Consider the following 24,805-nt stretch of genomic DNA (forward strand, 5'->3'; position numbering starts at 1 on the left):
AGCTGCAGCGAGGGGAGTTTTGCCGGAGTGACGCCGCGGCTCAGTGTGGTCGTGCCCTTCTACAACGTCGGCGAGTACCTCGGGCCTTGTCTCGAGTCGATCGCCCGGCAGGCTTGGGGCGACTTCGAGGCGATCCTGGTCGACGACGGTTCGCCCGACGACAGCGCCGTCATCGCCAAGGACTTCTGTGCGCGCGACTCCCGCTTCCGGCTCGTCCAGCAGTCGAACGCCGGTCCCGGGCCGGCCCGGGACACGGGGATCCGCGAGGCGACCGGCGAGTACCTGGCGTTCGTCGACGGCGACGATCTGGTCTCGCGGTACGGGTTCGCCGCCCTGGTCCGGACCCTGGACCGGACCGGATCGGACTTCGCCGGCGGCAACGCGCGGCGGTTCAACAACAGCTTCGGGGTCCGGCCGTCGTGGCTGCACCGGCAGCCGTTCGCCCGCGTCCGGCACGCCACCCACGTCTCGGAGTTTCCCGACCTCGTGCTGGACCGGATGCTCTGGAACAAGGTCTACCGGCGGTCCTTCTGGACCGAGTACGGCTACAGCTTCCCGCCGATCCACTACGAGGACTATCCCGTCGCGCTGAAGGCGCACCTGGACGCGGTGACCGTGGACACGATCACGCAGGCCGTCTACTACTGGCGCGAGCGGGAGTCGGGTGAGTCGATCACTCAGCAGAAGTTCGAGCTCGGCAACATCCGCGACCGGGTCGTCTCGGCCGGAATGGTGCTGGACCTGGTCGAGGACGCCGTACCGATCGTCCGCCGGCAGGTGCACGCGCACCTGGCCCAGATCGACGTACTCACCCTGATGTCCGCGTTCGGTTCGGTGCCCGCCGAGGAGGAGCAGCACCTCGTCGAGTTGTCCGGTGAGCTGCTCGATCGGCTCGACGACGAGGTCCTGGCGGCCACCCACCGGTACGACCGGATCCAGCATGCCGCGCTCCGGGCCGGCGACGTCGAGCTGCTCCGGCGGCTGGCGCACTTCCGCAACGACGGGGGTCTCCGCGGCGGCGCTCGGGCGGTTCAGCGGCCGCGGCGGACGCGGCAGCTCGACTACAACTACCCCGGCCTGCGGGAGGACGTCGTACCACAGGAGCTGTACCGGGTCTCCGAGCGGAGCCTCACTCTGGCGACGAATGTGCGCGAAGTGGCCTGGGTCGACGGCGCGCTGTCGGTCAAGGGCACGGCCGAGATCCGCCACCTGGCGACCGAGCGCTCCTCGAGCCTGCAGATCTCCCTGGTCATCGCGGACACTCCGCACCCGCTCGAAGTACGCCGGTACGACGCCCTGGACCTGCACGGGGACACGACGATGGTCGGGTTCGAGGTGGTGCTGGATCGCGAGCTGCTCGGTCGATGCACGGGCGCTCCGGCGCACTTCGACGTACAGATGAAGTCCGGGCGCCGGGATCGCCGGGGCACGCTCGGCGGGCAGGGGCCGGGGAGTCCCGGCTGGCCGCCCGGTGCGTGGATCGACGAGACGAACTGGATTCAGCCGGGTTCGGGCAAGAACGGATGCTTCTCCCTCCGTCGGCTGACGGATCCGTGCCGGTTGACCTCGGTCGAGCGGACACCGGATGCGCTGGTGTTGCACGGCCGGTCGTCGTTCGACGAGCCGTCGTTGTTCGTCACCCGGCCGGTGCTCGGCGGCGAGGAAGAGATTCCGCTGGAGCTCGACGGTCGTGACTTCACCGCGCGGTTGCCGATCGCGGACCTCCTGGCGCAGGCGAATCCCGACGACCCCTTCGGCCAGCGGACGACGCGATCGTTCCGGCTCCGTGATCCCGACGGACAGCAGCGGGTGCTGCTGTGGACGGCCGGTGATTCCGCGGTCTCCCGGACCGAGGCCGGCCGGGTGGTGACGCTGACGCGATCCACCGGTGGGTACGTGAACCTGCACGAGTCCCCGATCCGGACGACGGCCACCACTGCTGTTGCTACAGGCAACCTGTTGGAGGTGTGCGGGGCCGACGGAGGTGACGTCTCGTTCAGCTGGCGGCGGTACCTGGCCGACTCCGACGATCACCTGGACCTGGCCTGCCGTCGTAGGTCGTCCGCCGACGGCTGGTCGGCAGCCGCCGAGGTGGACGCGTTGATCCCCGCCGCAGCGGTGCGGGTCTCGCCGGACCCGCTGGCCTCGCTGGCGGACTGGATCCTGTTCGCGACCAAGGCCGACGGGTCGTCGCACGCCGTGCAGTGCGAGCCCTTCCTGTGCAGCAGGTTGCCGTTGACGATCTCGCGCGGTGCTCACGTTCTCGCCGTACGACCGCATGCCGGCACGCTGCACGTGGAGGTCCGCTGATGCATCACCACAACCACTACTACGGCCAGACGCACATCCTGTCGCGGTACGCCGGTCTGGACTTCGACCACCCGCCCCGGCTGCGCGGCTATCTGCAGCACGGGTGGAACATCGGCTGCGGGTGGAACCCGGTGCACGAGTTCTACGACGGCGCCTGGCGGTTCACCTGGAGCGACGCACCGCGACGGCGCGGGCATTCGCTGGGCCGGCGGAACTACCACAGCATCGGCGCGCCGTTCCTCTATCTGCTCGAGCTCGAGCAGGAGGAGGAGCCGGTCGAGCGTGAGGGCACGCTGTGGTTCCTCTTCCACGGGTGGGAGGGCGGCAAGATCCACGGCGACCACCAGCGGCTGATCGACGAGATCCGCGAGACCGAGCCCGGCCCGGTCACCTTCAGCCTCTACTACACCGAGTACGACCGTCCCGAGGTCCGCGGGTACTACGAGGACGCCGGCTTCCGCGTGGTGTCGTTCGGGCGCCGCGGGTTCTCCTACGAGGGAACGGATCGGCGCTTCCTGTTCAAGCAGCTGGCCGAGTTGCGGCGGCACAAGCGGGTCGCCGCCAACCGGTTGTCGACGGCAATCTTCTACGGCGTCGCGGCCGGCTGCGAACCCGCGGTCTACGGCGACCCGATGGAGATGGACGGCGAGAACCCCTTGTTCGGCGGGCAGAGCCGGATCGAGCGGCTGTGGCCGGAGATGCTCGGCAAGTCCATCGACCTGGAGACCGCCCGGGCGACGACCGACCTGGAACTCGGCAAGCCCTGGATGATGCCGCCCGCGGAGCTGCGAATGCTGTTCGATTGGAGAGAGCGTGTCTGACCTGCAGGTGGTTCTCGGTGAGATGCAACCGTGGACGGATCGCACCGACCACCACCCGGCCCTGGCCGCGTTGCTGGCCGACGTCCTTCCCGGCAACCGCCGTACCCTGATCGTCGGGCCGCACTCCCGTGCGCTGATCTCGGCCGTCGCCGAGCGGACCTCCGACGCGACCATCCTGCTCCGCTCGGTGTCGGACGCCGAGGAGCTGGCCGCGGAGTTCGGGGACCGTCTCCAGGTCGTCGCCGGTGCTCTGGACGGCCTGAGGTCCGAACCGTTCGAGGTGGTCCTCGCCGCCGACGGGCTCGACCGGGTGCTGGGCTACGACAGTGAGAGCCTGAGCTGGTCCGAGCGCCTGGCGGCGGTGTCGGCGCTCGCGACTCCGGATGCGGTCGTCGTCCTGGGCCTTGAGAACGAGTTCTCCCTACTGAACCTGCTCGACCGTCGTCCGCCCCACGAGCGCCACGGCGACGACGACTGGCGTCCGCTGCACGACGACCCGACGCGACCGGTGTCCGCCGATCAGTTCACGTCCGCTCTGCCGTGGACTGCGCAGGTGTACGCCGACTTCGGCTCGCGGACGTTCGTCGCCGCCGAGGTCGCCGCGGCCGCGCGCCCGGGGGAGCTGCCCACCCGCCTGGCCACGGACGCACTGGAAGCAGTCGACATCCCGCTGCTCTCGCCGATCGCCGACGGCGTCGACTCCGCCGCCCGCGCCGGCCTCCTGGCCGCCATCCCCACCGGCTGGCTCGCCATCTCCGGCACCCACGCCGAACACGACCTGTACGTCGAAACCGGCCCGGCAACCCTGACCGCCAACCAAGGCACATCCGGCTGGCAGACAACGATCGGCACGCCCACCACCGGCCCCGCGCCGACCACCGGCCCCGCGCCGACCACCGGCGCCGCCGACGCTCCGGTGGCCGGGAGCGACCTCCCCTCCCCGACCACGCTGGATTTTGATGCCGGCGTTGTGCCGGCGGTGGTACCTGGTGGCGTGTCTGTCGAGTCGGTCCTGCTTCGGTTGGCTGCCGCCGAGGACGTGCCAGGCTTCCGGAAGCTGGCCGCTCGCCTGGGGGAATGGGCCACCCACTCGCGGGCCGTGCTTCGGTGGGACGACGTCGTGGTCGACGGAGACACCTTTGCCTACGGGGTTTCGCCCTGGGCAACCGCTGAGCAAACGGACCGAGCGGACCTGCTCGCGGCTGCGTGGTATCGGTTCCACGATCGGATGATCGGCCAGCACCGGCGGCACCCGTGGCCGCCGTGGATGCTCGGCGACGACCTGGTCTCCACCTGGCTGGGCATGTCCGGTGTCGAACTGCCGGAGCCGGTCCAGGCGACCTCACCCGATACTCCGCCGGCGTCCGGGGAACACGTTGCTCGAGGCAAGGAGTTGGCCGCCGCGCTGGCCGGCGTGCTGGAGCTGCCTGACAGTGTCGACGTACGCACCGAGCTCGCGGACGCTCAGCGGGCGGGGCAGGAGTTGTTCGAGCTGAAGGGGCATGTCTACGGCCTCGAGCGCACGCTCGGGTTCCGCAACAAGGCGATGAAGACGCGGGAGAACCGGATCCGCGAGCTTCGGATCCAGCTGCAGAAGGTGACTGCGGCCCACGATCGCATCCGCGGATCACGCACGTACGCGCTGTCCCGCGTGGTCTTCCATGCCGCTCAGGTCCGCAAGCCGCGGGTCGTCGCCCGCAAGCTGTCGCGCCGGCTGCGTAGGCGCTGATGCCGCCGCGGCTGAGCGTGGTGGTGCCGTTCTACAACGTCGGCGAGTACCTCGGTCCCTGTCTGGACTCGATCGCGCGGCAGACCTGGGCCGACTTCGAGGCGATCCTGGTCGACGACGGCTCGATGGACGACAGCGCGGTCATCGCCAAGGACTTCTGTACGCGCGACTCCCGCTTCCGGATGGTCCAGCAGGAGAACGCCGGGCTCGGGCCGGCGCGCAACACCGGCACCGATCACGCCGCGGGCGAGTACATCGCATTCGTCGACAGCGACGATCTGGTCACGCGGCACGGCTTCGGAATGCTGGTCCGGACGCTCGACCGGACCGGGTCCGACTTCGCCGGTGGCAACGCGCGGCGATTCAACAACAGTTACGGCGTCCGGCCGTCGTACCTGCAACGGCAGTGCTTCACGCAGGACCGGTTCGCCACGCACGTGTCGGAGACGCCGGAGCTCGTGCTGGACCGGATGATCTGGAACAAGGTCTACCGGCGGTCGTTCTGGGACGAGTATGCGTACCGCTTCCCGGCGATCCGGTACGAGGACTACCCGGTCACGCTCAAGGCGCACCTCGACGCGGTCACGGTCGACACCCTCGCCGCACCGGTCTACTACTGGCGCGAGCGGGAGTCGGGTGACTCGATCACCCAGCAGAAGTTCCAGCTCGGCAACCTCCGCGACCGGGTTCTCTCGGCCGGGATGGTGCTGGACCTGGTCGACGACGCCCTGCCCTCGGTTCGCCGTGGGGTGCACGCGCATTTCCGCCAGATCGACCTGCATGCGGTGCTGACGGCCTTCGGCACGGTTCCCGCGGAAGAGGAGCAGCACCTCGTCGAGCTCGCGCACGAACTGAGTGACCGGCTGGACGCAGCGGTGCTCGAGGACGCATCTCGCTTCGACCGGATGCAGTACGCGGCGCTCGACGGCGGCGATGTCGAGTTGCTCCGGAGGCTGGCGCTCGACGGTGCCGAGGCGCAGGAACACTTCCAGGTTTCGGCCGCGGATCTCACGCTGGCGACGAGCGTGCGCGAAGTGACGTGGGTCGACGGCAGGCTGTCGGTCAAGGGGACTGCCGAGATCCGGCATCTGCAGGCGAGTGCTCCGAGCCTTCGGATCTCGCTGGTGATCGCCGGGAGGTCCTATCCGTTGAAGGTACGGCCGTATGCCGCGACGGATCTGCGTGGCGAGGAGTCGCTGGTCGGGTTCGAAGTACTGCTGGATCGCGAGCTGCTCGGCCGGTGCACGGCCGGTCCGGCGCATTTCGATGTACGGATGCGGTCAGGGCGCGTACGGCGGCGGGACAGGTTGCGCGGGCAGCGGGCAGGCAGCCCGGGGTGGCCGCCGGGAGCGTGGATCGACGAGAGCAACTGGATTCAGCCGGGGTCTGGCAAGGACGGCTGCTTCGCGCTTCGGCGGCTGACCGATCCGTGCCGGTTGACCTCGGTCGAGCAGACTCCCGACGCATTGGTGTTGCACGGGCGGTCGTCGTTCGACGAGCCTGCATTGTTCGTCACCCGGCCGGTGGCCGGCGGTGAGGAAGAGGTTCCGCTCGAGCTCGACGGCCGCGACTTCACCGCGAGGCTGCCGATCCGGCCGATCCTCGAGGAGACGAATCCGGACGACCCGTTCAGTCAGCGGACGACGCGGGCGTTCCGGATACGCGGTCCCGAGGGGCGGGAGCAGGTGCTGTTGTGGACGGCCGGTGATCGGCTGGTCTCGCATGCCGAAGGTGGCGGCGTGGTGATGCTGACGCGGTCGACCGGTGGGTACGTGAACCTGCACGAGTCGCCGATCCGGATGACTGCGACAGCTGCTGTTGCTGCGGGCAACAAGTTGGTGGTGCGCGGGCCTGATTGGGGCGAAGTCTCGTTCAGTTGGCGGCGGTATCTGGCCGGCTCCGACGACCACGTGGATGTGGTGTGCCGGCGTACCGTCTCGGACGACGGCTGGGCTGCGGTGGTGGACTTGGACGAGCTGCTTCAGCCGTCGGAGGACTGGATTCTGTTTGCGACGGTGCCCGACGGGTCGTCGCATGCGGTGCAGTGTGAGCCCTTTCTGTCCAGCCGGTTGCCGCTGACGGTCCCGCGTGGTGAGCACGTCCTCGCCGTGCGACCACTGGCGGGGACGCTGCACGTCGACGTTCAGCGGCGGGCGGGTTTGGGCAGCTTGGATCTTCGGTAACTATTCTGCGCCAGGTGACCGGAATGTTCCGGAAAGCGCAGGTTTGGGCCGTGCTCAGATCGCGTCTGCTGCCAATCGCCTGGCCGGGTACGCCTTACAGGAGGTCCCAGGTGAGGGGGGTGCCGGCTTTGGTGTCTGTGCGGAAGGGGCGGCCGTCTACTTGGGGATAGAGGTCGGGGGCGAGGCCGCCGGCGGGGCGGATGGAGCGGACGTTGTCGGGGGTGATGGGGTCGCCGGCGCGGACGTCCTGGGTGACGTAGAGGGAGCGACGGAAGCGGAGGACGTTCTGCTCGGCTTGTTTGGGGCCGATGATGGGCTGACCTAGAGCCAGCTGGGCGACGCGGGTGTTCTCGACGAGCGACTCCAGCTCCCACGGCTCGAGGGAGAACGCGGAGTCGACGCCGCCGTCGTTGCGCTTGAGGGTGACGTGCTTCTCGATCACGGTCGCGCCCAACGCCACCGCCGCGATGGCGGCGCCGATGCCCATCGTGTGGTCGGACAGGCCGACCTGTACGCCGAGTGCATCACGAAGGACCGGGATGGCCCGGAGGTTGGACTGCTCAGGCGGCGCCGGGTAGCTCGCGGTGCAGGAGAGCACGATGATCCGCTCGTTGCCGGTCGAACGCGCCGCGCGGACGGCGGCATCGATATCGGTCAGCGTCGCCGAACCGGTCGAGATGATGATCGGCTTCCCGGTCTCCGCCATCCCGCGGACGAGCGGAAGATCGCCGATCTCGTTCGACGCGACCTTGTACGCCGGGACGTTCAGCTTCTCCAGGAAGTCGATCGCGGTCTGGTCGAACGCCGACGAGAACGCCACCAGCCCGAGCGAGGTCGCCAGCTCGAAGATCGGTTCATGCCAGGCCCACGGTGTGTGCGCCTCCGCGTAGAGGTCGTACAGCCGCGCCTCACTCCAGAGCGCGTGCTCCACCGGCAGCCGGAACGCCGGCAGGTCGAGGTCGAGGGTCATCGTGTCCGCGGTGTACGTCTGCAGCTTGAGCGCCTGCGCACCGGACTCGGCCACCGCCCGGACGATGTCCTTCGCCCGTTCGAGATCGCCGTTGTGGTTGCCCGACATCTCCGCGATGACGAACGGCTGGTGATCCGGCCCGACGGGCACGCCGCCGATCTCGATGGTGCTCATCATTTCCCCTGAGTTCTACGGTCCTGCTTGCGCAGGCTGATCGGAATCACGGTGAGCTCGCGGCCGTCGGCGTACCGTCGCTCGGGCGTTCCCTCGGTGAAGCGGAACCGCCGGTTCATCTGCCGGACCACGGTGTTGTGCTCGAGCACCTCGCCGGTGAGTACGTCGAGGCCGAGGTCGCCGAACGCGTACGCCGTCGCCTCGCGCATCACCTCGATCCACGCGGGCAGCGTCTCACCACGCTCAGCCAGCCCGTCCGCGTCGAGGAAGAATCCCCACGAGCCGGTCGAGCCTTCGAGGTCGAAGAAGTTCACAACACCGGCGGTCACGTCGTCCCGTGCGTAGATCAGGACTCGGCGCGTGGGATCGACCGAGGCTTTCGCCCACCACGCAGCGTGCTCGTCCGCGCCGATCTCGTGCGACGTGATGCTGACCTCGCGATTGGCCTGTTGGTTCCGCAGCCGCCGGATGGTGTCGACGTCGTCCTCGGTAGCGGTCCGCAGCATGCACCTAACCTAGCGTCTTCTCTTGAGCGCCTTGGTGTGTAAACATCTTTCGACTTCACCTTGAACGACGGTCGGAGAGTGACATGAGAGTCTGGCGAGCTATGGGCATCCTCGGCGTGACGGCAGGGCTGTTACTGAGCGGTCTGCCCGGTACGGCGTCGGCCGCGCAAGCGCCGCCCGCGGGTCAGCAGAGCTGTGCCCCGAGTCCGACGACACCGCTCCGGCAGTTCCGCGCGACCTGGGTGTCGTCGGTGGTGAACATCGACTGGCCGTCCAAGACCGGTCTGAGCGCGGCACAGCAGCAGGCCGAGCTGATCTCGTGGTTCGACGACGCGGTCCGGCAGCACCACAACGCCGTCATCCTGCAGGTCCGCCCGACCGCCGACGCCTTCTGGCCGTCCAAGGTCGAGCCCTGGTCGCGGTACCTGACCGGCACCCAGGGCGGCGACCCCGGCTACGACCCGCTCGCCTTCGCCGTCGCCGAGGCGCACAAGCGCAACCTCGAGCTGCACGCCTGGTTCAACCCGTACCGGCTCTCGATGGGCACCGACATCAACGCCCTCGTCCCCACGCACCCGGCCCGGCAGCACCCGGACTGGGTCGTCACGTACGGCGGGAAGCTGTACTACAACCCCGGGATCCCGGCGGCCCGCAAGCTGGTCGAGGACGCGATCATGGACGCGGTCTCGCGCTACGACCTCGACGGCGTGCACTTCGACGACTACTTCTACCCGTATCCGGTGGCCGGACAGGTCTTCGACGACGCCGCGACGTACGCGCAGTACGGCGCCGGCTTCCCGGCGCTGGCCGACTGGCGGCGGAACAACATCGACCTGCTGATCCAGGAGATCCAGTCGCGGATCAAGGCGATCAAGCCGTGGGTGAAGTTCGGCATCTCGCCGTTCGCGGTGTGGCGGAACAAGGCCACAGACCCCGAAGGCTCCGACACCACGGCCGGCGTCCAGACGTACGACGACCTGGCCGCGGACACCCGCAAGTGGGTCCGGGAGGACTGGATCGACTACATCGTCCCGCAGGTCTACTGGGCCGGTGGGTTCGCGCCGGCCGACTACAACAAGATCGTCCCGTGGTGGGCCGACCAGGTCCGCGGTACGCACGTGCACCTCTACATCGGCGAGGCGACGTACAAGGTCGGTACGTCGACGCAGTCGCCGGACTGGGCGGATCCGCAGGAGCTCAGCGATCACCTGGCGTTCGACAGCACGATCCCCGAGGTCAAGGGCAACATCTACTTCTCGGCCAAGGACGTCCGAGCGGACCGCCTCGGTGCGACCACACTGCTGAACAACAACTGGTACACGCGGCCGGCACTGATCCCCGCGATGCCGTCGCTGGACTCCCGCCAGCCGCTGCCGGCCCACGCCGTCCAGGCGACGCGGAGCGCTGACGGTGTCCAGGTGAAGTGGAGTCGCACGTCCGGCGACACGACGTCGTACGCCGTCTATCGTCGCGAGCTGCTGGGTGGCGACCACTGCCCGGACAACGACGCCCGCAACCTCATCGCGACGGTCCGGTCGACTGGCGTCGCGCAGTCCTACCTGGACACCACGGCGACGCCCGGCACGGCCTATCTCTACACGGTGGCCGCCCTGGACCGCCTGGCGAACCAGAGCGTGCCGATCCCGGCCGTGTCCCTGCGCTGACGGCCCTGCGCTGACGGCCCTGCGCAGACGGTCAGGGGCTCGGAACTCCCGGCGTAGTGGTGAGCTGCGTCGGGAGGGGGCCGGTGGGGAAGGTCGGCGGAGGCAGACTTCCCGTCGGCAGGCTGCCGGTCGGGAAGGGCTGACTCGGCAGCGTCTGGCCAGGTGTCAGGGTCTGGACCGGGACTCCAGGGGTCTGCGTCGGCAAGCTTGGACTCTGCGTCGGTGAACCGGTCGGGAACGAGGGAGATGGCGTCGGCGACGGTGTGCCGGTCGGAGACGGCGTCTGGGATGGGAACGGGTTCTCCGGCGGCGGCGGATAGAGCTGGTAGACGCGGACGGTGCCGTACTGGAACCGCAGCTCGGTCAGCCGGTCCAGGTTCTTCGGCGGCGCACTGACGCGTTCGTCGAGCAGCAGCCATTGCACGTCGTACGTGGTCCGCAGCTTCTCGAGCACCTCGCGAGTGGGGTTGGTGAAGGCTTCGTCGTTCAGACGGAGCCTCTCCTCGTCCCAGTAGCTGCTCTGGACGCCGTCGGGGTACGTGTCGTCGACACGGGTCTGGTAGGCCCAGCCCTCCACGAGTACGCGGCGTTCGGCGTACCCGGCGATCCAGTAGGAGCCGGTGAGGCAGTGCGACGCGCGAGCCTGGTGGCAATGCAGGTTGGTGGCGATCTTGTCGTCGGATCCGGAGTTCCGCCGGATGAACCGTGCGGCCTCGATCCCACCCGGTGCGATCGATTGGTACTCCGTCAACGGCGGTGTGGCGAACTTCCGCAACGACACCACCGTCGACGACGCCGTCATCCCCAGGAGGACCGCCACGGCGATGACGGCCCAGGTACGCCGGGAGCCGCGCAGGATGAGCCCGAACACCCCGATGCCGAGGGCTGCGATCGCCAAGGCGACTGCGAGGCTCTGAGCGAAGCAACTGGCCGACGTACACGAGTCGTCCGACCGGTACCGACCCCAATAGATCGCGGCGACCCCGATGAGCAAGGCCACCGCGGCAATCCAGTACTGCCGGCGCTGAAGTGAGCCGAGGCCCCAGGTGGCGATCAGTACGCCGTAGATGAAGCCGGTGCGGACGAAGAACAGTTGGGTCTCGCCCTCGTCGTACAACAGCGACGCACCCACGATCGCCGCGACGAAGCCGAAGACCAGGAACACCGGCATCGGATCGCGCGGGATCCGTCGCTTGATCAGCAGGCCGCCGACCAGAGGCATGACCCAGCCGACCACCACCACTACGGCGATCACCGCCACTGCGGAGCCACCGCCCATCTGGTCCGCCAGACCTTCGAAGGTCGCCGCCGGGTCGAAGATCACACTGGACCGGGCGCCACGCAGGACGACGAAGAAGGCCACCGCGTACGCCGCCGCGACACTCACACCGAGCACCAGCGCGCGCAGGTTCAGCCGTCCGGCCCGAACAGTCAGGTAGATCCACGCAGCGGCCAGTCCGGTGGCGTAGACCGGCAGCGTGGTCGCCTTCGTCAAAGCCAACGCCGCAATGAGCACTCCGGCGGTCACGAACAGCCGGAACAGCTGTCCGCGCGTCTGACCGGGCTTGCGACGCAGGAGCAACGCAGTGACCGCGATGAGTGGCAGCAAGAGCACAGTCGAGAAGGCCTGCGGCGGATTGGTCAGCTGACCGAGTGAGAAGGGTCCGTCCGCGAACACCCGGTTCGACACCACCCACGGCCACGCCACCAGGTCGCCCGCGGCCACAGTAAGCCCGGCAGCGATCGGAGCTGCTACAGCCCGACCGGTGAGCACCATGCCGACCGCCGCAGCGCCCAACACGGTCAGCAGGATCCACGCGAACGGCACCATCCGGTACGTCAGCACGTCGAGCGGAATGCTGGTGATCCAGTGCGTCGACGCGATGTGGTCGTACGCCGCCCAGTGGCTGGTCATCCACTTGCCATCGGCGTATGGGACCCGCGGTGGGAAGTGATGCGTCAGTTCGCCGGCCACCGCGAGGTTGTGCGGGGCGTCCGAGTTCGGCCTGAGTGCACTGGGTCCGGTCAGCGGGATGAGTTGCGATCCGACCCGTACGAACCACGCGGCCGCGACACCGACCGCCACCATCACACCGGCCGTCGCCCACCACGGCGTCGTCCGCTCGGGCAGCCTCCGTCGTGGCAGAGCCCGCCATACCCCGAACGCCAGCGCTGGCATCAGCAACGCCGCCAACGGCATCGCGAACAGCATCCCGATCGGATAGAGGAGCGCCTCGACGGCCAGGCCGAACGCCGTACCCAGGACCACATCCGCGGTGAACCAGCCCGAACCGCCGGTGAGCCGGCGCCAGAAGATCGTGCCCGGACCGGCGACGACGATCACGAGGTACCCGAGATACGCGCCGGTCATCCAGGGCGGGTGCTCCTGCAACGCCACGAACCAGGCCAGCGGCAGCACCGGCAGGCTCACCATCGCCGCCACGCGCGTCCCACGTCCCAAAGCCACGCGTTTCCCCCGGCCGGCTCTGATCATCGCCAAAGTGTATGAGTCGCCGGAGTCGCGGCGGTGGCCGGTAACCCGTTTACCGCCGGAAGATTCCCCTTTACACTCAGTAATCTCCTAGACCCGCAGCGCTCGGGAGGTTCGATGGTCGCCCTCCACATCGCGGGACTGCCGGTCGAGGAGGTCCTGCTCGCCGCCGTCGCCGCCGCGAGCCCCTTGATCGCCCTGGTCGGCTGGGAGATCAGTGCGCGAATCAAACGCCTGAAAGCCCGGGTACGCCGTCAGTCGCCAGCGGGAGCACCGCCGCCGGAACCCCCCTGAGCCCGGCCCGCGGAAAATCGGGGACGCTAGGCTTTGGGCTTATGAGTTCGGTGGACCGGGGTCGGATCAGGGAATTGATGGGTGAGGTGATGACGGCGCAGGGACGGACATTGCCGGCTGATGACGCGGCGGATCTGAGGGAGATCGGGTTCCGATCGCTGGACTTCTCCGAGCTGGCCCTCCGGGTGGAGGACGAGCTGGAGGACGAGCTGAACTTCGATGCCCCCGGGCTGCGCCGGATCGCCACTGTCGGCGACGTGCTGGATTTCATCGAGCAGCTTCAGTCGGCGTGAGCACGCGGCGCCGGAGCACCGCCCTGATCGGTGACGACAACACAGTGGTCGTCACCGGCAAGAGCCTGACCTGGCGGACCCTGCACAAGCTCCCGCAGATTCCTTCGCCGGCGGCCGTCCTGGTCGACAACGGCGCCGACGCGCTCGCCGCCCTCCGCCACCACGCGGTGCACGGCACCGAGCTCCTGGTCTCCACCGCGACCCGTGTCGACGAGCGGATGCGCGAAGAACTGGGCGAGTCCGGATTCGCGGTCGTTCTGCCCGATGGGGAAGTGACCCCGGCCAAACTCAAGCGCGTCGAGGAGTCGGGCCGCGCCTGGTTGCTCACGTCCGGTTCGACCGGCCGCCCGAAGCGGATCGGCCACACCCTCGAGTCGCTGACCACGGTCACAGGCGACCAACCCGCGCGTACGTGGCTGCTGCCGTACTCGCCGGGCACCTACGCGTGGTGGCAGGTCGTCACCCTCTCCCTGACCCATGCCGATCAGGGCCTGGTCGTGATCGAGCCCAGCGAGCTCGACGACTGGCCGGCGATCGCCGCCGAGCACGGCGTCACCGCCGCCTCCGGTACGCCGACCTTCTGGCGGCAGGCGATCTACCGTGACGCCGACGCGCTGAGCGACGTACCGCTGGAGCAGATCACGCTCGGCGGTGAGCCCGTCGACCAGGCGATCCTCGACCAGCTCCGGGAGATCTTCCCGAAGACCCGGATCTCCTGGATCTACGCGTCCTCCGAGGTCGGCGCGTCGATCGTGGTCCACGACGGCAAGGCCGGGTTCCCGAAAACCTGGCTCGACCGCAAGCCCGATCCGGACCGCCCGATCCTCTCGATCGACGGCGACGAACTGGTCATCCGCTCACCGCATCACGGGGCCGGTCTGGTCGGTGCGGTCCATACCGGAGACCGGGTCGAGTACGACGGGGACCGGGTGATGATCACCGGGCGGCTGGACACCGACGAGATCAACGTCGGCGGATCGAAGGTGTCCGCCGGTGTCGTCCGCAGCGTGCTGATGGGTCACCCGGGTGTCTCCTGGGCGCGGGTGTTCGCGCGCAAGGCTCCTCTGGTCGGCCGGATGGTCGCCGCCGAGGTGGTGCCGAACCGGGCGCTGGGTCCGATCAGCAACGCCGACCTGGTCCAGTGGTGTTCGAGCCGCCTGCCCGATTACGGCGTACCGCGGCGCATCACGTTCCTCGACGCGATCCCGCAGAAGGAAACCCTGAAGAGTGATGTCTGAAGTCAGCGTGGTCCCGCCCGCGTCGGTCGTACTGGTGTCGGGAGGATCCCGCGGCCTCGGCCTGGCGATCGTCACCGACCTGCTCGCAGCCGGCCTGAAGGTCGCCGCCTTCGCCCGGACCGTGACTCCTGAGCTGACCGCGCTCGGTGAGAAGTACCCGGACCACCTGTACTACGGCTCTGTCGACATCAACGACTCCGCGGCCGGGCAGGACTTCGTCAAGGCCGTGGAGACAGCACTCGGACCGATCGACGCCCTGGTCAACAATGCGGCGATCGGCCAGGACTCGCTGCATGTGCACACCTCGGCCGAGCGTCTCGACGACATCATCCGGACCAATCTGACCTCGCCGCTGATCCTGACCCGGTTCGTGCTCCGTCGCATGCTCGCGAAGGGCTTGAAGGGCCGGATCGTCAACGTCACCTCGATCTGCGCACAGCGTGGGTACCCGGGGCTGGTCGCCTATTCCGCCACCAAGGGCGGCATGGACGCAGCCACCCGTTCACTCGCCCGTGAACTCGGTGGCCGCGTCCTGGCCAACGCGGTCGCGCCGGGCTTCTTCGCCTCGGAGATGTCCGCGGTCCTCGGCCAGACCCAACTCGACCAGATCGTCCGCCGCACCCCGACCGGTCACCTGACCGAACCGGACGACGTCGTACCGGTGGTCCGGATGCTGCTCCTCGACAACACCAACATCAACGGCCAGGTCCTGGTCATCGACGGAGCGGCGTCGATCTAGGCGGGCTTGATGTTCGCGTTGATGTGGAAGACGTTGTCCGGGTCGTACGTCGCCTTGATCGCGGCCAGTCGGTCGTACTTGGCGCCGTACGACGCCCGCACCCGATCGTCCGCGCCGCTGTCGCTGATCGCGTTCACATAGCTCCCGATCCCACGGCCGACCGGTACGAGCGCGTCCCAGAAGGACCGCACCCAGACCCGGTCCTGCTCGAGCAGCTCCGGTGTCGGGCAGACCGCGATGAGGAAGCCCGCGTAACCGGGTGCCCGGCTGCCGCTGAACGCGGTCGCGTCCTCGGCGACCTTCGAGTAGGCGCCGTCGAGGCGGTAGAACAGCACGACGGATCCCGGCGACTGCTTGAGCGGCACGTGCTCGGTGATCACCTCGATCGCCTCGTCGGTGAAGTCGTCGAGGTAGAAGCCCTTGTCGTAGGCGTGGAAGCCCCACGCGTTCGCCTCGTCCAGCATCTGCTGCAACGCCGTGTACGGCATCGGGCTCGCGAACTCGACCAGCGGTGGCACGGCCGAGCGGATCTCGTCCATGACCTGGGCGTGCTCCTCGGCCGTACCGAAGCCGGTGACGATCAGTGCGTACCCGGGCCGGAAGTGGTACTCGGCGGGCACGAACGGAGCCGGCGGTGCATTCACGGCGCCGACCACGATGCTGACCTCGTCCGGAAGCTTCCCGATCACCTCGCGGGCCATCCGTAGTACGTCGGCGCCCCGGTCCAGATCCCAGAACGCCAGCCCGAACTGGATCATCGGCCCGGCCTCGTGCAGCCGGAACACGAACTCCGTCACCACGCCGAAGTTCCCGCCGCCACCGCGAACCGCCCAGAACAGATCTGGGTTCTCGTCGTCGGAGGCGCGCCGGACCTGCCCGTCCGCCGTGACGATCTCGACCGAGACGAGGTTGTCGATGCTGAGCCCGTACTTGTGGGTCAGCCACCCCATGCCGCCGCCGAGCGTCAGGCCACCGACGCCGGTGTGGCTGATCATGCCGGCGGGTGTCGCCAGGCCGTGCTCCTGGGCGGCCGCGTCGAGCTGCGCGAGCAAGGCGCCGCCGCCGACCCGGGCCTGTTTCGTCACCGGGTCGACCGTGACCTGGTTCAGCAGGCCGAGATCGATCATCAGCCCGTCGTCGACGCACGCCGAGCCGCCCGGGCTGTGCGCGCCACCACGGACCGCGATCTCCAGTCCGTGGTCGCGCGCGAACAGCACCGCCCGGCTGACATCCGCCGCGCTCTGGCACCGGGCGATCACGGCCGGGTGCCGATCGATCCCCGCGTTCCACAGCCGGCGTGCGTCGTCGTACCCGGAGTCGTCCGGTCCGAGCACCGGTCCGCCCATCGTCGTGCGTAGATCACCGATGCCGCTGTCGGCAAGTTGAGTCATGAGACTGCCTCCCCCTGAGATGTCCCCTTTCGGCAGGATCGTCCCAGAGTGGGCTTAAGGCAACCTTCAGATGGCCGGCCTGATGTTCTTTGCGGTGGAAGACGTTGTCCGGTCGTTCGTCGCCTCGTGTGCGGTCGCAGCGCGTCCCAGAACGATCGCACCCAGGCACGTTCCCGGCGTGCCTCCGGGGCAACCGTCACCTGGTTCAGCAGGCTCAGGTCGATCATCAGTCCGTCGTCGACCGAGGACGCTCCGGTCCTTTCGGGCAGACCCTCGCGCGTGTCTGTCAGACTTGTCCGAGTGAGTGACGAGGAGATCCTGCGATTGTTACCGGTCGCGGCGACGATCGTTGCCGGGCGCGACGACCGGGCCGACGGTCAGCTGGCTCGCCTCGGTGCGTACGACGAACGCGATCAAGCGCAGGTGGATCGTTGCCTGCAGGTGTTTCTGGCCGGCCTGCTCCGCACCACCTGGGAACGCGGCTGGGCGCCGGCCGACGTGGTCCAGCACGGCCGGCGCGAGCTGGACCCCGGCGTTGAGCCGCTCCTCTTGGCCGCGATCTCCGCGGAGCACCAGCGCTACAAGGCCGCCACCATCGACCCCCGCTGGCTCGATCAACTGACCGCCGTCGGTATCCCGCAGCCGTTCACCGAGTTGACGCTCACCGCCTGGGCGGCCGCAGCGCGTGTCGGTCGGTATCTCACGCTGCACCACGCCCTCTCCCTGGCCGGTTTCCTCCAGGCCTTGCCGGTCCTGTCCCGGCTCTATCCACTGCCGGGGACGACGGTTCTTGGTGAGCACCACGTCGTACCGGTGAACGGGAAGATGCTGGCGCGGATCCGGCGCCTGCTCGCGAAGGCGGAGGCGACCGAGTTCCCGGACGAGGCGGAAGCCCTGTCCGGCAAGGCGCAGGAGCTGATGGCCAAGTTCTCCCTCGACAGCGCCTTGGTGGACGCTGAGGTGGAGATCCCGGACGACTCCGCCGGCCGCCGGCTCTGGGTCGATACGCCGTACGTGTCCGCGAAGGCGCAGCTCGTCGGCGCGGTGGCGTCGGCCAACCGCTGCCGTACGGTCGTGATCGACAACCTGGCCGTCGTCACGATCGTCGGTGCCGAGCTGGATCTCCAGCTCACGGAGATCCTCAGCACCTCCCTGCTGGTCCAGGCGAACCGCGCGATGCTTGCTGCAGGCAAACACATTGGTCACCGCGGCGAGTCCCGAACCCGCTCGTTCCGGCAGTCGTTCCTGATGGCTTACGCCCAACGGATCGGCGAGCGGCTGGAGGCGTCCACGGCCGCGACGCAGGCCGCCGTACCCGAGGCCGATGCGGGCCGGCTGCTGCCGGTGCTGGCCAAGCGGGAGGAGCAGGTGGACGCCTTGTTCACCAAGCTGTTCCCGAACACGACGACCCGGCGGACACGCATCACGAACGGCGCCGGGTGGAACGCGGGCCTGACCGCGGCTGATCAGGCGCAGCTCGACGCCCGCCGGCAGGTCCGCCGGTGAAGGTTCACCAGACCGGGATCCCCGGGGCGCTGCGGATCGAGCTGGAGCTTCAGCTCAACGACGACGGGTGGTTCAAGGAGAGTTTCCACGCGGGCAAGCTCGCGGCCGCTGGGATGCCGCGCTTCGACGTCGTCCAGCACAACGTCCTGTCGCTGGCCGGGGCCGGGATCATTCGGGGGATCCACGCCGAGCCGTGGGACAAGTACCTGTCGCCGTCAGCCGGGCGGGTGTTCGTCGCGCTCGTCGATCTGCGCGACATCGAGACATTCGGCCAGGTCGCGACGTTCGAGCTCGGCCCGTCGCAGGCGCTGTATGTCCCACGTGGCGTCGGGAACTCGTTCTGCACGCTCGTGCCGCACACGACGTACAACTTCCTGGTGAACGAGCACTGGTCGCCGGAGCGGATCACCGTGGATCTCTTCGATCCCGAGCTGGGGATCGACTGGCCGTTCCCGCGCGAGCAGCTCAGCTACACCGCGAGGGACGCCGCCAACCCGTCACTGGCGGACGTCAGGAAGCAGCGGGCCTGAGTCCGCACAGGACGATGTCGAGCAGGCGATGCGCCTGCTCGGGCTCCATGTCGCGGCCCATGTTGATGCCGCCGACCAGTCGCATGATGTCCATCAGCTCGAGCTCGGGCCGGACCTCGCCGGCCGCCTTCGCCTTGTCCAGCAGCAGCTGGCCGGCCTCCTGCACGTTGACCTTGCAGGACTGGAAGAACTGCGAGTCCTTGCCTAGGGCAACCGTGAGTTCGCTGGCCAGGCTCTTCTTGGACAGCCCGTACCCGACGAAGCTGCGCAGCCAGGCGGCCAGCGCCTCGAACGGCTCCAGCTCCCGGTCGAAGTCGTACGCGCGATCGCACACGGACTGGATCTCGTCCACGTAGACCGCCTCGAGCAGCGCGGTCCGGCTCGGGAACCGGCGGTAGAGCGTGCCGATGCCGACGCCGGCCCGGCGGGCGATCTCCTCCAGCGAGGTGTCCGTGCCGTGCTCGGAGAACGCCTCCCGGGCGGCCGTCACCAGCAGGTCGTAGTTCCGCGCCGCGTCGGCCCGGGTCGGCCGCAGGGACGGCAACGGTGTGGGCGCCATCCGGCCTCCTCACTGTCCGTGGCGGGCATGCCGCTGAAAGTCCGCACACAATATCGCTTGCAAAGCGGAGGGTGCCTCCGTATTGTATCCGGAGGAGCGCTCCGCTTTCCCTCCCAACTGTAGCCCCTCCGGGGTAAGGAGCAATATGTCGGCAACAGCCGCGGCGCCGGCCGGCGCCGCCTCAGGCACGCCAGCCCGGCGGGCCGGGGTAGTCCTCGCAGTCATCCTGGTCACCCAGTTGATGGTGATCCTCGACGGCACCGTGGTGAACATCGCGATGCCTCATATCCAGCAAGCCCTGCACTTCAGCCCGTCCAGCCTGTCCTGGGTGCAGAACGCCTACGCGCTCGCGTTCGGCGGTCTGCTCCTGCTCGGCGCCCGCGCCGGCGACCTGCTCGGTCGGCGCCGGGTGTTCATCACCGGTATCAGCATCTTCACCCTCGCCTCGCTGCTCGGCGGACTCGCGCCGAACGCCGAGCTGCTGCTCGCCGCCCGTGTCCTGCAAGGCATCGGCGGTGCGATCGCTGCACCGGCGGCACTCACCCTGCTCATGCTCACCTACCGCGAAGGTCCCGAGCGGATGAAGGCACTCGGCTACTACAGCCTGGTGTCGTCCGGTGGAGGAAGCGTCGGCCTGGTGCTCGGGGGCATGCTGACGGACTGGGTGTCCTGGCGTTGGGGTCTGTTCATCAACGTCCCGATCGGTATCGCGCTGGTGATCACGGCGAGCCGGGTGCTGACCGAGACCGCGCCGGAGACCGGCCGGTTCGACGTGGCCGGCGCGCTCACCTCGACGCTCGGCATCACTTCGCTCGTCTACGGCTTCATCCGGGTCGCCGACGCCGGCTGGACGTCGACCGAGGTGCTGGTCGCGTTCGCGGCCGGTGTGGTCCTGCTGGTCTCGTTCGTGCTGATCGAGCGCCGAGTCAGCCACCCGATCGTGCCGCTGCGCCTGTTCCGGTCCGCCGACCGGTCGGCGGCGTACGTGACGATGTTGCTCGTGGTCGGGACGATGTTCGGGATGTTCTTCTTCCTCACGCAGTACCTGCAGGGTGTGCTCGAGCTCAGCCCGCTGGCCGCCGGTCTGGCCTTCCTGCCGCTGACCGGTCTGCTGTTCACCGCGTCGCGAGTCGTACCGAAGCTGGTCGCCCGGATCGACGGCGCGAAGCTGATGCTGACCGGATCGACCCTGGTCGCGCTGGGCACCGTCTGGCTGACCCAGTTGGACGCGCACAGCACGTATCTGGCCGATGTGGTCGGACCGCTGCTGCTGTTCGGAGCGGGTGCCGGGATGATCTTCATCCCGCTCGTCGGCCGGGCCATCTCCGGTGTCGCGCCGGAGGACTCGGGCGCCGCGTCCGGCATGCTGAACGTCGTCCAGCAGGTCGGTGGCGCACTCGGCCTGGGCATCCTGGTCACCATCTTCGGTACGGCGAGCCGCAACTCGAGCTCGACGATCCCGCGGGAGGTCCTGGTCGACGGGGTGCACGCGGCGTTCATCGGATCCCTCGTGTACGCCGTACTGAGCCTGACGATGATCGTGATCAGCGTCCGCCCGTGGAACTGGTTCCGCACCCGGCCGGAGCCGATCGAGGCGACGAATGAGCCCGTGGTGGTCGACTCACACGTCTGATCAGAGCGGCAAGCGGTAGGTGACCCACTTGCCGTGAACCGAGAAGCCGAGGCTTTCGTACAGGCCGAGTGCGCCAGTGGGGTTGTCGGCGTCGACGCCGAGGCCCGACCGCTGGTAGCCGGCCTGTACGGCCTCGGCGAGCACCTTCGCCAACGCGGCCCGGGCCAGCCCGCGACCCCGGTAGGCCCGGCGGGTCCCGACCTGGCCGATGTACAGCTCCCGGATCCCGGTCACCTCGGTGTCGGCGTCCCATTCGTAGCCGAGCACGTACGCCGCGATCGTCTCGCCCTCCAGGACGACGTACGACGATCCGCCGCGGAACGACCGCGCTCCGGTGTTCCAGACCTTCCAGCTCTCCGCGTCCCGCGGGGTCGAGCCCCAGTGGTCGCGGAACACCTCGTTGTGCGTCAGCCGGAGCGCCTCGTCGATCGACGGATCGAAGGCCTCGAGCCGGAAGCCGTCCGCGAGGGCCACGTCGGGGACCGGCTGATCCAGCGGGCGCTTCATGTCGAAGAAGTACCGCGTCTCCTCGAAGCCGAAGTTCCGCAGCAGCCGGTCGGCGCCGGCGTTCGTGCTGATGGTGCCGCTGGTGACCTCGCCGACCGCGTCCGGGTGCTTGGCGGCGTGCACCTCACCGGCCCGCTGGATCAGCCACCGCATCAGCGTCGTACCGAGGCCGCGCCGGCGCCACTCCGGGTGGACAGTGCCTTCGGTCCGGACCCGGTCCACGTCCACCACGGTCACGGTCGCCTGCACCTTCCCGTAGGCGACCATCCGCCCGTCGGCCCACAGACCGATGGTGTCGTGGGCCGCGTCCAGATGCGGGTCGTCCAGCTCCTCGATCAGGTCGTCGGCGCTGTAGTTCTCGCCTTCCTGGTCGACCTTCTCCCGGGCAGCCAGCAGTTCCGCCCACGCCTCGGCGTCCGCCTTGTCGATCGGACGAGCCTCGATCCCCTCCGGCCAGCTCATGGCTCGAAGGTACGACGTGCGATCGGCCGCAGCACCCCAATTACTGCGTGAGTTGCTCGCAGAGCCAGCGGACTGCCATCGGGTAGCGGTACTCGATGCCGCCGTGCGTGCCCTCGAAGAGTTCGAAGTGCACCCGCTCGTCCGCCAGGCCTGCCTCTTTGGCGGCCCGATGGAACGCGGTGGCGCCCAGATCGAGGTAGTACTCGTCCTGCCGGCCAGCGTCGATCCAAACGGCGCGCAGTGAGCGGAGTGCTTCGGCGTACTGCGGTTCCCGGACCATCTCGACCGGGTCGCGGGACAGCCAGCGCTCCCAGATCTCCGGAATGACCGCGCCCAGATCGTCGAAGGGCAGCAGCACGGTGCCGTCCGGCTCGGCGGAGTACGCCGAGGCGTAGCCGTACATCTCGAGCAGGTGCAGGTCCTCGTTCGTGGTCCGGCCCGTCCGGTCGGCGAGGTCCTCGAAGTACTTCTCGTAGCTGCCGTCGAACTTGTCCCGCAGCGTCCGGGCGCGCACCGGGAACTCCGGCCGGTAGCAGAGGTCGAAGGCCGCGTCACCCGCGTGCGTCGCGAGCGCGCCGAACACGTCCGGCCGGAGCAGCGGCGTCACCATAGCCGTGTAGCCACCACTGGACTTACCGGTGACGGCCCGGTGATCGCGATCGGCGATGGTCCGGTACGTCGCGTCGACCCAGGGGACGATCTCCTCGCAGAGGTACGAGTGGTACTGCCCGGTGCCCGGAGAGTCGAGGCACTGGCTGCCGCCGTACTTGGTCCACGAGTCGACGAACACCACGATCCCCGGCGGCACGTCGTCGGCGGCGAACATCGCGTCCAGCAACTCGGGGTAGGGCTGCCGGAACGGCACCCGGTTGGACCACATCCCGACGTGGCCGGTGTACCCCATCGTCACGTAGATCGTCGGATAGCGCTGGTCCGAGTCGTCGTACCCCGGCGGCAGGTAGACCAGCACCGGCCGCTCATGCGGATCACCCAGCGGGTTCCCGCGGAGCAACTCGCTCTCGTACGTCTTCCGCTCGAGCCGGCCGGCGAGATCTGCGGACCACGGCAACATGGGCATCCTCCGTCACATGGCGTCTGGGGCCTCGATACCGAGCAGGCCGAGTCCATCCTGCAACACCGCCCGGGTCGCCGTGCAGAGGGCTATCCGGCTCGCCTTCGTCTGGCCCTCGCTGGTCAGGACCGGGCACTGTTCGTAAAAGGTGGACAGTGCGGAGGCGACTTCGTACAGGTAAGTGCAGAGCCGGTGGGGCTGGAGGGTCTCGGCGACCTGGGCGACCGTGGCGGCGAAACCGGTCAGCAAGAGGGCCAGCCGCTCTTCGGCCGGGTCCTTGAGCTCGGTGACCTCGCCGCCGTCCGAGCCCGGTTTGGCGAGCAACCGGGTCAGCCGGGCGTGGGCGTACTGCAGGTACGGCCCGGTGTTGCCGGTCATCGCGACCATCCGGTCCAGGTCGAACACGTAGTCGTTGCCCCGGTCGCTGGACAGGTCGGCGTACTTGACCGCTCCGATGCCGACCGCCCGCGCCGTCGCCTGCCGGTCGATGCCCTCCCGGTCTTCGAGCAACTCGCCGGCCCGCGCGACGGCTTCGTTCAGCAGCACGGTCAGCTTCACCGTGCCGCCGGCTCTGGTTTTGAAGGGCTTTCCGTTCGGTCCGAGGACGGTGCCGAAGGACACGTGTTCAGCCGGAGTTGCCGACGGCAACCATCCTGCCGTCCGTGCGAGCGTGAAGATCTGGTCGAAGTGCAGCGCCTGCCGGTGATCCACGACGTACACGATCCGGTTGGCGTGCAGGGTGTTCACCCGGTGCCGGATGGCGGCGAGATCGGTCGCGCTGTAGCCGAAGCCGCCGTCGGACTTCCGCACGATCACCGGCAGCGGCGATCCGTCCCGGCCCACGAACCCGGGCAGGAAGGCGCACATCGCCCCCTCTGACTCGGTCAGCAGACCGGCTGCCTGCAGTTCGTCGACGACATTGGGCAGATCGTGGTTGTACGCACTCTCGCCGACCACGTCGTCCCGCGTCAGGGCGGAGCCGAGCAACGCGTACACCTGCTCGAAGTCGTCCAGCGACACGTCGACCATCCGCTGCCAGATCGCCCGTGTCTCCGGATCACCGGACTGGAGCAGCACGACCCGTGCCCGGGACAGGTCGGCGAAGGTTCCGTCGGCATCGAAGTGCTGCCGGCTCCGTTCGTAGAGCAGCTGCAATCCCTGTAGATCAAGGGATTTCGCGTCCAAGCCCTCGGCGAGCAGCTGCTCGATCATCATTCCGTACTGCGTGCCCCAGTCGCCGACGTGGTTCTGCCGGATGACGTCGTACCCGACGTACCGCAGGACGTTGCAGAGCGCGTCGCCGATCACCGTGGACCGCAGGTGGCCGACGTGCATCTGCTTGGCCACGTTCGGCTGTGAGTAGTCGACGACGACCCGCTCACCCCTGGTCTGGAAGGTCTGTGGCTGGTTGACGGCGGCTGCGAGCGTCGACGGCAGAAGCGTGAGGTTGATGAAACCGGGTCCCGCGATGGCCGGCTCTTCGCAGAGATCCCCGATCCGCAGCTCGGCTACGAGGCGTTCGGCGACTGCGCGCGGCGACAGGCCCAACGCGTTGCCGAGCCGGAGCGCGAGGTTGCTCTGGTAGTGGCCGAACTCGGGTTTGGTCGCCGACCGCAGTTCCGGATCGAGGTCGGCGTACGCCGGACCGAAGGCGGCCATGGCGGCGGTGGACAGTCTGGTGGCCAGGACAGGCAGAACAGCGGACATGATGAAGTCCTTCAGGGGAGACGCGA

General features: G+C 68.6%; 20 protein-coding genes. 12 read left to right on the plus strand and 8 right to left on the minus strand.

What is annotated here, in order from left to right; all coding sequences use genetic code 11:
• Positions 1-27: 27 nt before the first annotated feature.
• From ACZ3HV_RS29660 to ACZ3HV_RS29675, 4 genes are read left to right on the plus strand one after another with little or no spacing between them, the layout of a single operon-like run.
• Positions 28-2,310, plus strand: a complete 2,283-nt coding sequence (locus ACZ3HV_RS29660; RefSeq protein ID WP_465688864.1) for a glycosyltransferase family 2 protein — start codon at positions 28-30, stop codon at positions 2,308-2,310.
• Positions 2,310-3,131, plus strand: a complete 822-nt coding sequence (locus ACZ3HV_RS29665) for a hypothetical protein (RefSeq protein ID WP_465688866.1) — start codon at positions 2,310-2,312, stop codon at positions 3,129-3,131. The genes ACZ3HV_RS29660 and ACZ3HV_RS29665 overlap by 1 nt, the downstream gene beginning before the upstream one ends.
• On the plus strand, positions 3,124-4,860 hold the full coding sequence (locus tag ACZ3HV_RS29670; RefSeq protein WP_465688868.1) for a hypothetical protein: 1,737 nt from the start codon (positions 3,124-3,126) through the stop codon (positions 4,858-4,860). The genes ACZ3HV_RS29665 and ACZ3HV_RS29670 overlap by 8 nt, the downstream gene beginning before the upstream one ends.
• Positions 4,860-7,043, plus strand: coding sequence for a glycosyltransferase family 2 protein (locus tag ACZ3HV_RS29675; protein WP_465688870.1), 2,184 nt, complete (start codon positions 4,860-4,862; stop codon positions 7,041-7,043). The genes ACZ3HV_RS29670 and ACZ3HV_RS29675 overlap by 1 nt, the downstream gene beginning before the upstream one ends.
• Positions 7,044-7,137: 94 nt before the next feature.
• Here the strand turns inward: ACZ3HV_RS29675 and pseI are convergent, their stop codons facing one another.
• Together pseI and ACZ3HV_RS29685 are read right to left on the minus strand one after the other, a co-directional pair.
• Positions 7,138-8,187, minus strand: coding sequence for a pseudaminic acid synthase (gene pseI, locus ACZ3HV_RS29680; protein ID WP_465688872.1), 1,050 nt, complete (start codon positions 8,185-8,187; stop codon positions 7,138-7,140).
• On the minus strand, positions 8,187-8,693 hold the full coding sequence (locus ACZ3HV_RS29685) for a GNAT family N-acetyltransferase (protein WP_465688874.1): 507 nt from the start codon (positions 8,691-8,693) through the stop codon (positions 8,187-8,189). Before ACZ3HV_RS29685 ends, pseI begins: the two co-directional genes overlap by 1 nt.
• A gap of 83 nt (positions 8,694-8,776) precedes the next feature.
• Here ACZ3HV_RS29685 and ACZ3HV_RS29690 point away from each other — a divergent pair, with 83 nt between their 5' ends.
• Complete coding sequence (locus ACZ3HV_RS29690) at positions 8,777-10,357, plus strand: glycoside hydrolase family 10-like protein (protein ID WP_465688875.1); 1,581 nt, start codon at positions 8,777-8,779, stop codon at positions 10,355-10,357.
• A 31-nt stretch (positions 10,358-10,388) separates the two neighbouring features.
• Here the strand turns inward: ACZ3HV_RS29690 and ACZ3HV_RS29695 are convergent, their stop codons facing one another.
• On the minus strand, positions 10,389-12,851 hold the full coding sequence (locus ACZ3HV_RS29695; RefSeq protein ID WP_465688877.1) for a hypothetical protein: 2,463 nt from the start codon (positions 12,849-12,851) through the stop codon (positions 10,389-10,391).
• Between the two features lie 114 nt (positions 12,852-12,965).
• Here ACZ3HV_RS29695 and ACZ3HV_RS29700 point away from each other — a divergent pair, with 114 nt between their 5' ends.
• From ACZ3HV_RS29700 to ACZ3HV_RS29715, 4 genes are read left to right on the plus strand one after another with little or no spacing between them, the layout of a single operon-like run.
• Positions 12,966-13,142 (plus strand): hypothetical protein, encoded by a 177-nt coding sequence (locus tag ACZ3HV_RS29700; protein ID WP_465688879.1) that lies wholly within the window; start codon positions 12,966-12,968, stop codon positions 13,140-13,142.
• A 41-nt stretch (positions 13,143-13,183) separates the two neighbouring features.
• The gene (locus ACZ3HV_RS29705; RefSeq protein WP_465688881.1) at positions 13,184-13,435 is read left to right on the plus strand and encodes an acyl carrier protein; all 252 of its coding nucleotides are present in this window, start codon (positions 13,184-13,186) and stop codon (positions 13,433-13,435) included.
• A complete protein-coding gene (locus ACZ3HV_RS29710) occupies positions 13,432-14,673 on the plus strand; it encodes an AMP-binding protein (protein WP_465688882.1) in 1,242 nt (413 codons plus the stop codon). Before ACZ3HV_RS29705 ends, ACZ3HV_RS29710 begins: the two co-directional genes overlap by 4 nt.
• Positions 14,666-15,412 (plus strand): SDR family NAD(P)-dependent oxidoreductase, encoded by a 747-nt coding sequence (locus ACZ3HV_RS29715; RefSeq protein ID WP_465688883.1) that lies wholly within the window; start codon positions 14,666-14,668, stop codon positions 15,410-15,412. Before ACZ3HV_RS29710 ends, ACZ3HV_RS29715 begins: the two co-directional genes overlap by 8 nt.
• On the opposite strand, the gene ACZ3HV_RS29720 is transcribed toward ACZ3HV_RS29715, so the two are convergent.
• Positions 15,409-16,803 carry an FAD-binding oxidoreductase gene (locus tag ACZ3HV_RS29720; protein ID WP_465688885.1) on the minus strand — a complete coding sequence of 465 codons (1,395 nt, stop codon included), beginning with the start codon at positions 16,801-16,803 and terminating at the stop codon, positions 15,409-15,411. The genes ACZ3HV_RS29715 and ACZ3HV_RS29720 overlap by 4 nt on opposite strands.
• 300 nt (positions 16,804-17,103) lie before the next feature.
• Here ACZ3HV_RS29720 and ACZ3HV_RS29725 point away from each other — a divergent pair, with 300 nt between their 5' ends.
• On the plus strand, positions 17,104-18,309 hold the full coding sequence (locus tag ACZ3HV_RS29725) for a DUF2786 domain-containing protein (protein WP_465688887.1): 1,206 nt from the start codon (positions 17,104-17,106) through the stop codon (positions 18,307-18,309).
• On the plus strand, positions 18,306-18,839 hold the full coding sequence (locus ACZ3HV_RS29730) for a dTDP-4-dehydrorhamnose 3,5-epimerase family protein (RefSeq protein WP_465688889.1): 534 nt from the start codon (positions 18,306-18,308) through the stop codon (positions 18,837-18,839). Before ACZ3HV_RS29725 ends, ACZ3HV_RS29730 begins: the two co-directional genes overlap by 4 nt.
• Here the strand turns inward: ACZ3HV_RS29730 and ACZ3HV_RS29735 are convergent.
• Complete coding sequence (locus ACZ3HV_RS29735) at positions 18,820-19,398, minus strand: TetR/AcrR family transcriptional regulator (protein WP_360364521.1); 579 nt, start codon at positions 19,396-19,398, stop codon at positions 18,820-18,822. The two genes, ACZ3HV_RS29730 and ACZ3HV_RS29735, sit on opposite strands and share 20 nt — an antisense overlap.
• Before the next feature lie 145 nt (positions 19,399-19,543).
• Between ACZ3HV_RS29735 and ACZ3HV_RS29740 the strand changes: the two genes are divergently transcribed.
• Complete coding sequence (locus ACZ3HV_RS29740) at positions 19,544-21,031, plus strand: MFS transporter (protein WP_465688892.1); 1,488 nt, start codon at positions 19,544-19,546, stop codon at positions 21,029-21,031.
• On the opposite strand, the gene ACZ3HV_RS29745 is transcribed toward ACZ3HV_RS29740, so the two are convergent.
• The 3 genes from ACZ3HV_RS29745 to argS are packed head-to-tail and all read right to left on the minus strand — an operon-like array spanning position 21,032 to position 24,779.
• Positions 21,032-22,000, minus strand: coding sequence for a GNAT family N-acetyltransferase (locus ACZ3HV_RS29745; protein ID WP_465688894.1), 969 nt, complete (start codon positions 21,998-22,000; stop codon positions 21,032-21,034). It abuts the gene before it with no gap.
• A gap of 40 nt (positions 22,001-22,040) precedes the next feature.
• Positions 22,041-23,072 (minus strand): alpha/beta hydrolase, encoded by a 1,032-nt coding sequence (locus ACZ3HV_RS29750; protein WP_465688896.1) that lies wholly within the window; start codon positions 23,070-23,072, stop codon positions 22,041-22,043.
• 12 nt (positions 23,073-23,084) lie between these two features.
• The gene (argS, locus tag ACZ3HV_RS29755) at positions 23,085-24,779 is read right to left on the minus strand and encodes an arginine--tRNA ligase (protein WP_465688897.1); all 1,695 of its coding nucleotides are present in this window, start codon (positions 24,777-24,779) and stop codon (positions 23,085-23,087) included.
• Between the last annotated feature and the right edge of the window lie 26 nt (positions 24,780-24,805).

The sequence above is a fragment of the Kribbella sp. NPDC020701 genome (genome assembly GCF_055562215.1).

Bases quoted from the DNA above. Each gene is read 5' to 3' on its own strand.
- ACZ3HV_RS29665 (WP_465688866.1), top strand. From the start codon at position 2,310: ATGCATCACCACAACCACTACTACGGCCAGACGCACATCCTGTCGCGG.
- ACZ3HV_RS29675 (WP_465688870.1), top strand. From the start codon at position 4,860: ATGCCGCCGCGGCTGAGCGTGGTGGTGCCGTTCTACAACGTCGGCGAG.
- pseI (WP_465688872.1), bottom strand. From the start codon at position 8,187: ATGAGCACCATCGAGATCGGCGGCGTGCCCGTCGGGCCGGATCACCAG.
- ACZ3HV_RS29685 (WP_465688874.1), bottom strand. From the start codon at position 8,693: ATGCTGCGGACCGCTACCGAGGACGACGTCGACACCATCCGGCGGCTG.
- ACZ3HV_RS29690 (WP_465688875.1), top strand. From the start codon at position 8,777: ATGAGAGTCTGGCGAGCTATGGGCATCCTCGGCGTGACGGCAGGGCTG.
- ACZ3HV_RS29695 (WP_465688877.1), bottom strand. From the start codon at position 12,851: ATGATCAGAGCCGGCCGGGGGAAACGCGTGGCTTTGGGACGTGGGACG.
- ACZ3HV_RS29700 (WP_465688879.1), top strand. From the start codon at position 12,966: ATGGTCGCCCTCCACATCGCGGGACTGCCGGTCGAGGAGGTCCTGCTC.
- ACZ3HV_RS29705 (WP_465688881.1), top strand. From the start codon at position 13,184: ATGAGTTCGGTGGACCGGGGTCGGATCAGGGAATTGATGGGTGAGGTG.
- ACZ3HV_RS29715 (WP_465688883.1), top strand. From the start codon at position 14,666: ATGTCTGAAGTCAGCGTGGTCCCGCCCGCGTCGGTCGTACTGGTGTCG.
- ACZ3HV_RS29720 (WP_465688885.1), bottom strand. From the start codon at position 16,803: ATGACTCAACTTGCCGACAGCGGCATCGGTGATCTACGCACGACGATG.
- ACZ3HV_RS29735 (WP_360364521.1), bottom strand. From the start codon at position 19,398: ATGGCGCCCACACCGTTGCCGTCCCTGCGGCCGACCCGGGCCGACGCG.
- ACZ3HV_RS29740 (WP_465688892.1), top strand. From the start codon at position 19,544: ATGTCGGCAACAGCCGCGGCGCCGGCCGGCGCCGCCTCAGGCACGCCA.
- ACZ3HV_RS29745 (WP_465688894.1), bottom strand. From the start codon at position 22,000: ATGAGCTGGCCGGAGGGGATCGAGGCTCGTCCGATCGACAAGGCGGAC.
- ACZ3HV_RS29750 (WP_465688896.1), bottom strand. From the start codon at position 23,072: ATGTTGCCGTGGTCCGCAGATCTCGCCGGCCGGCTCGAGCGGAAGACG.
- argS (WP_465688897.1), bottom strand. From the start codon at position 24,779: ATGTCCGCTGTTCTGCCTGTCCTGGCCACCAGACTGTCCACCGCCGCC.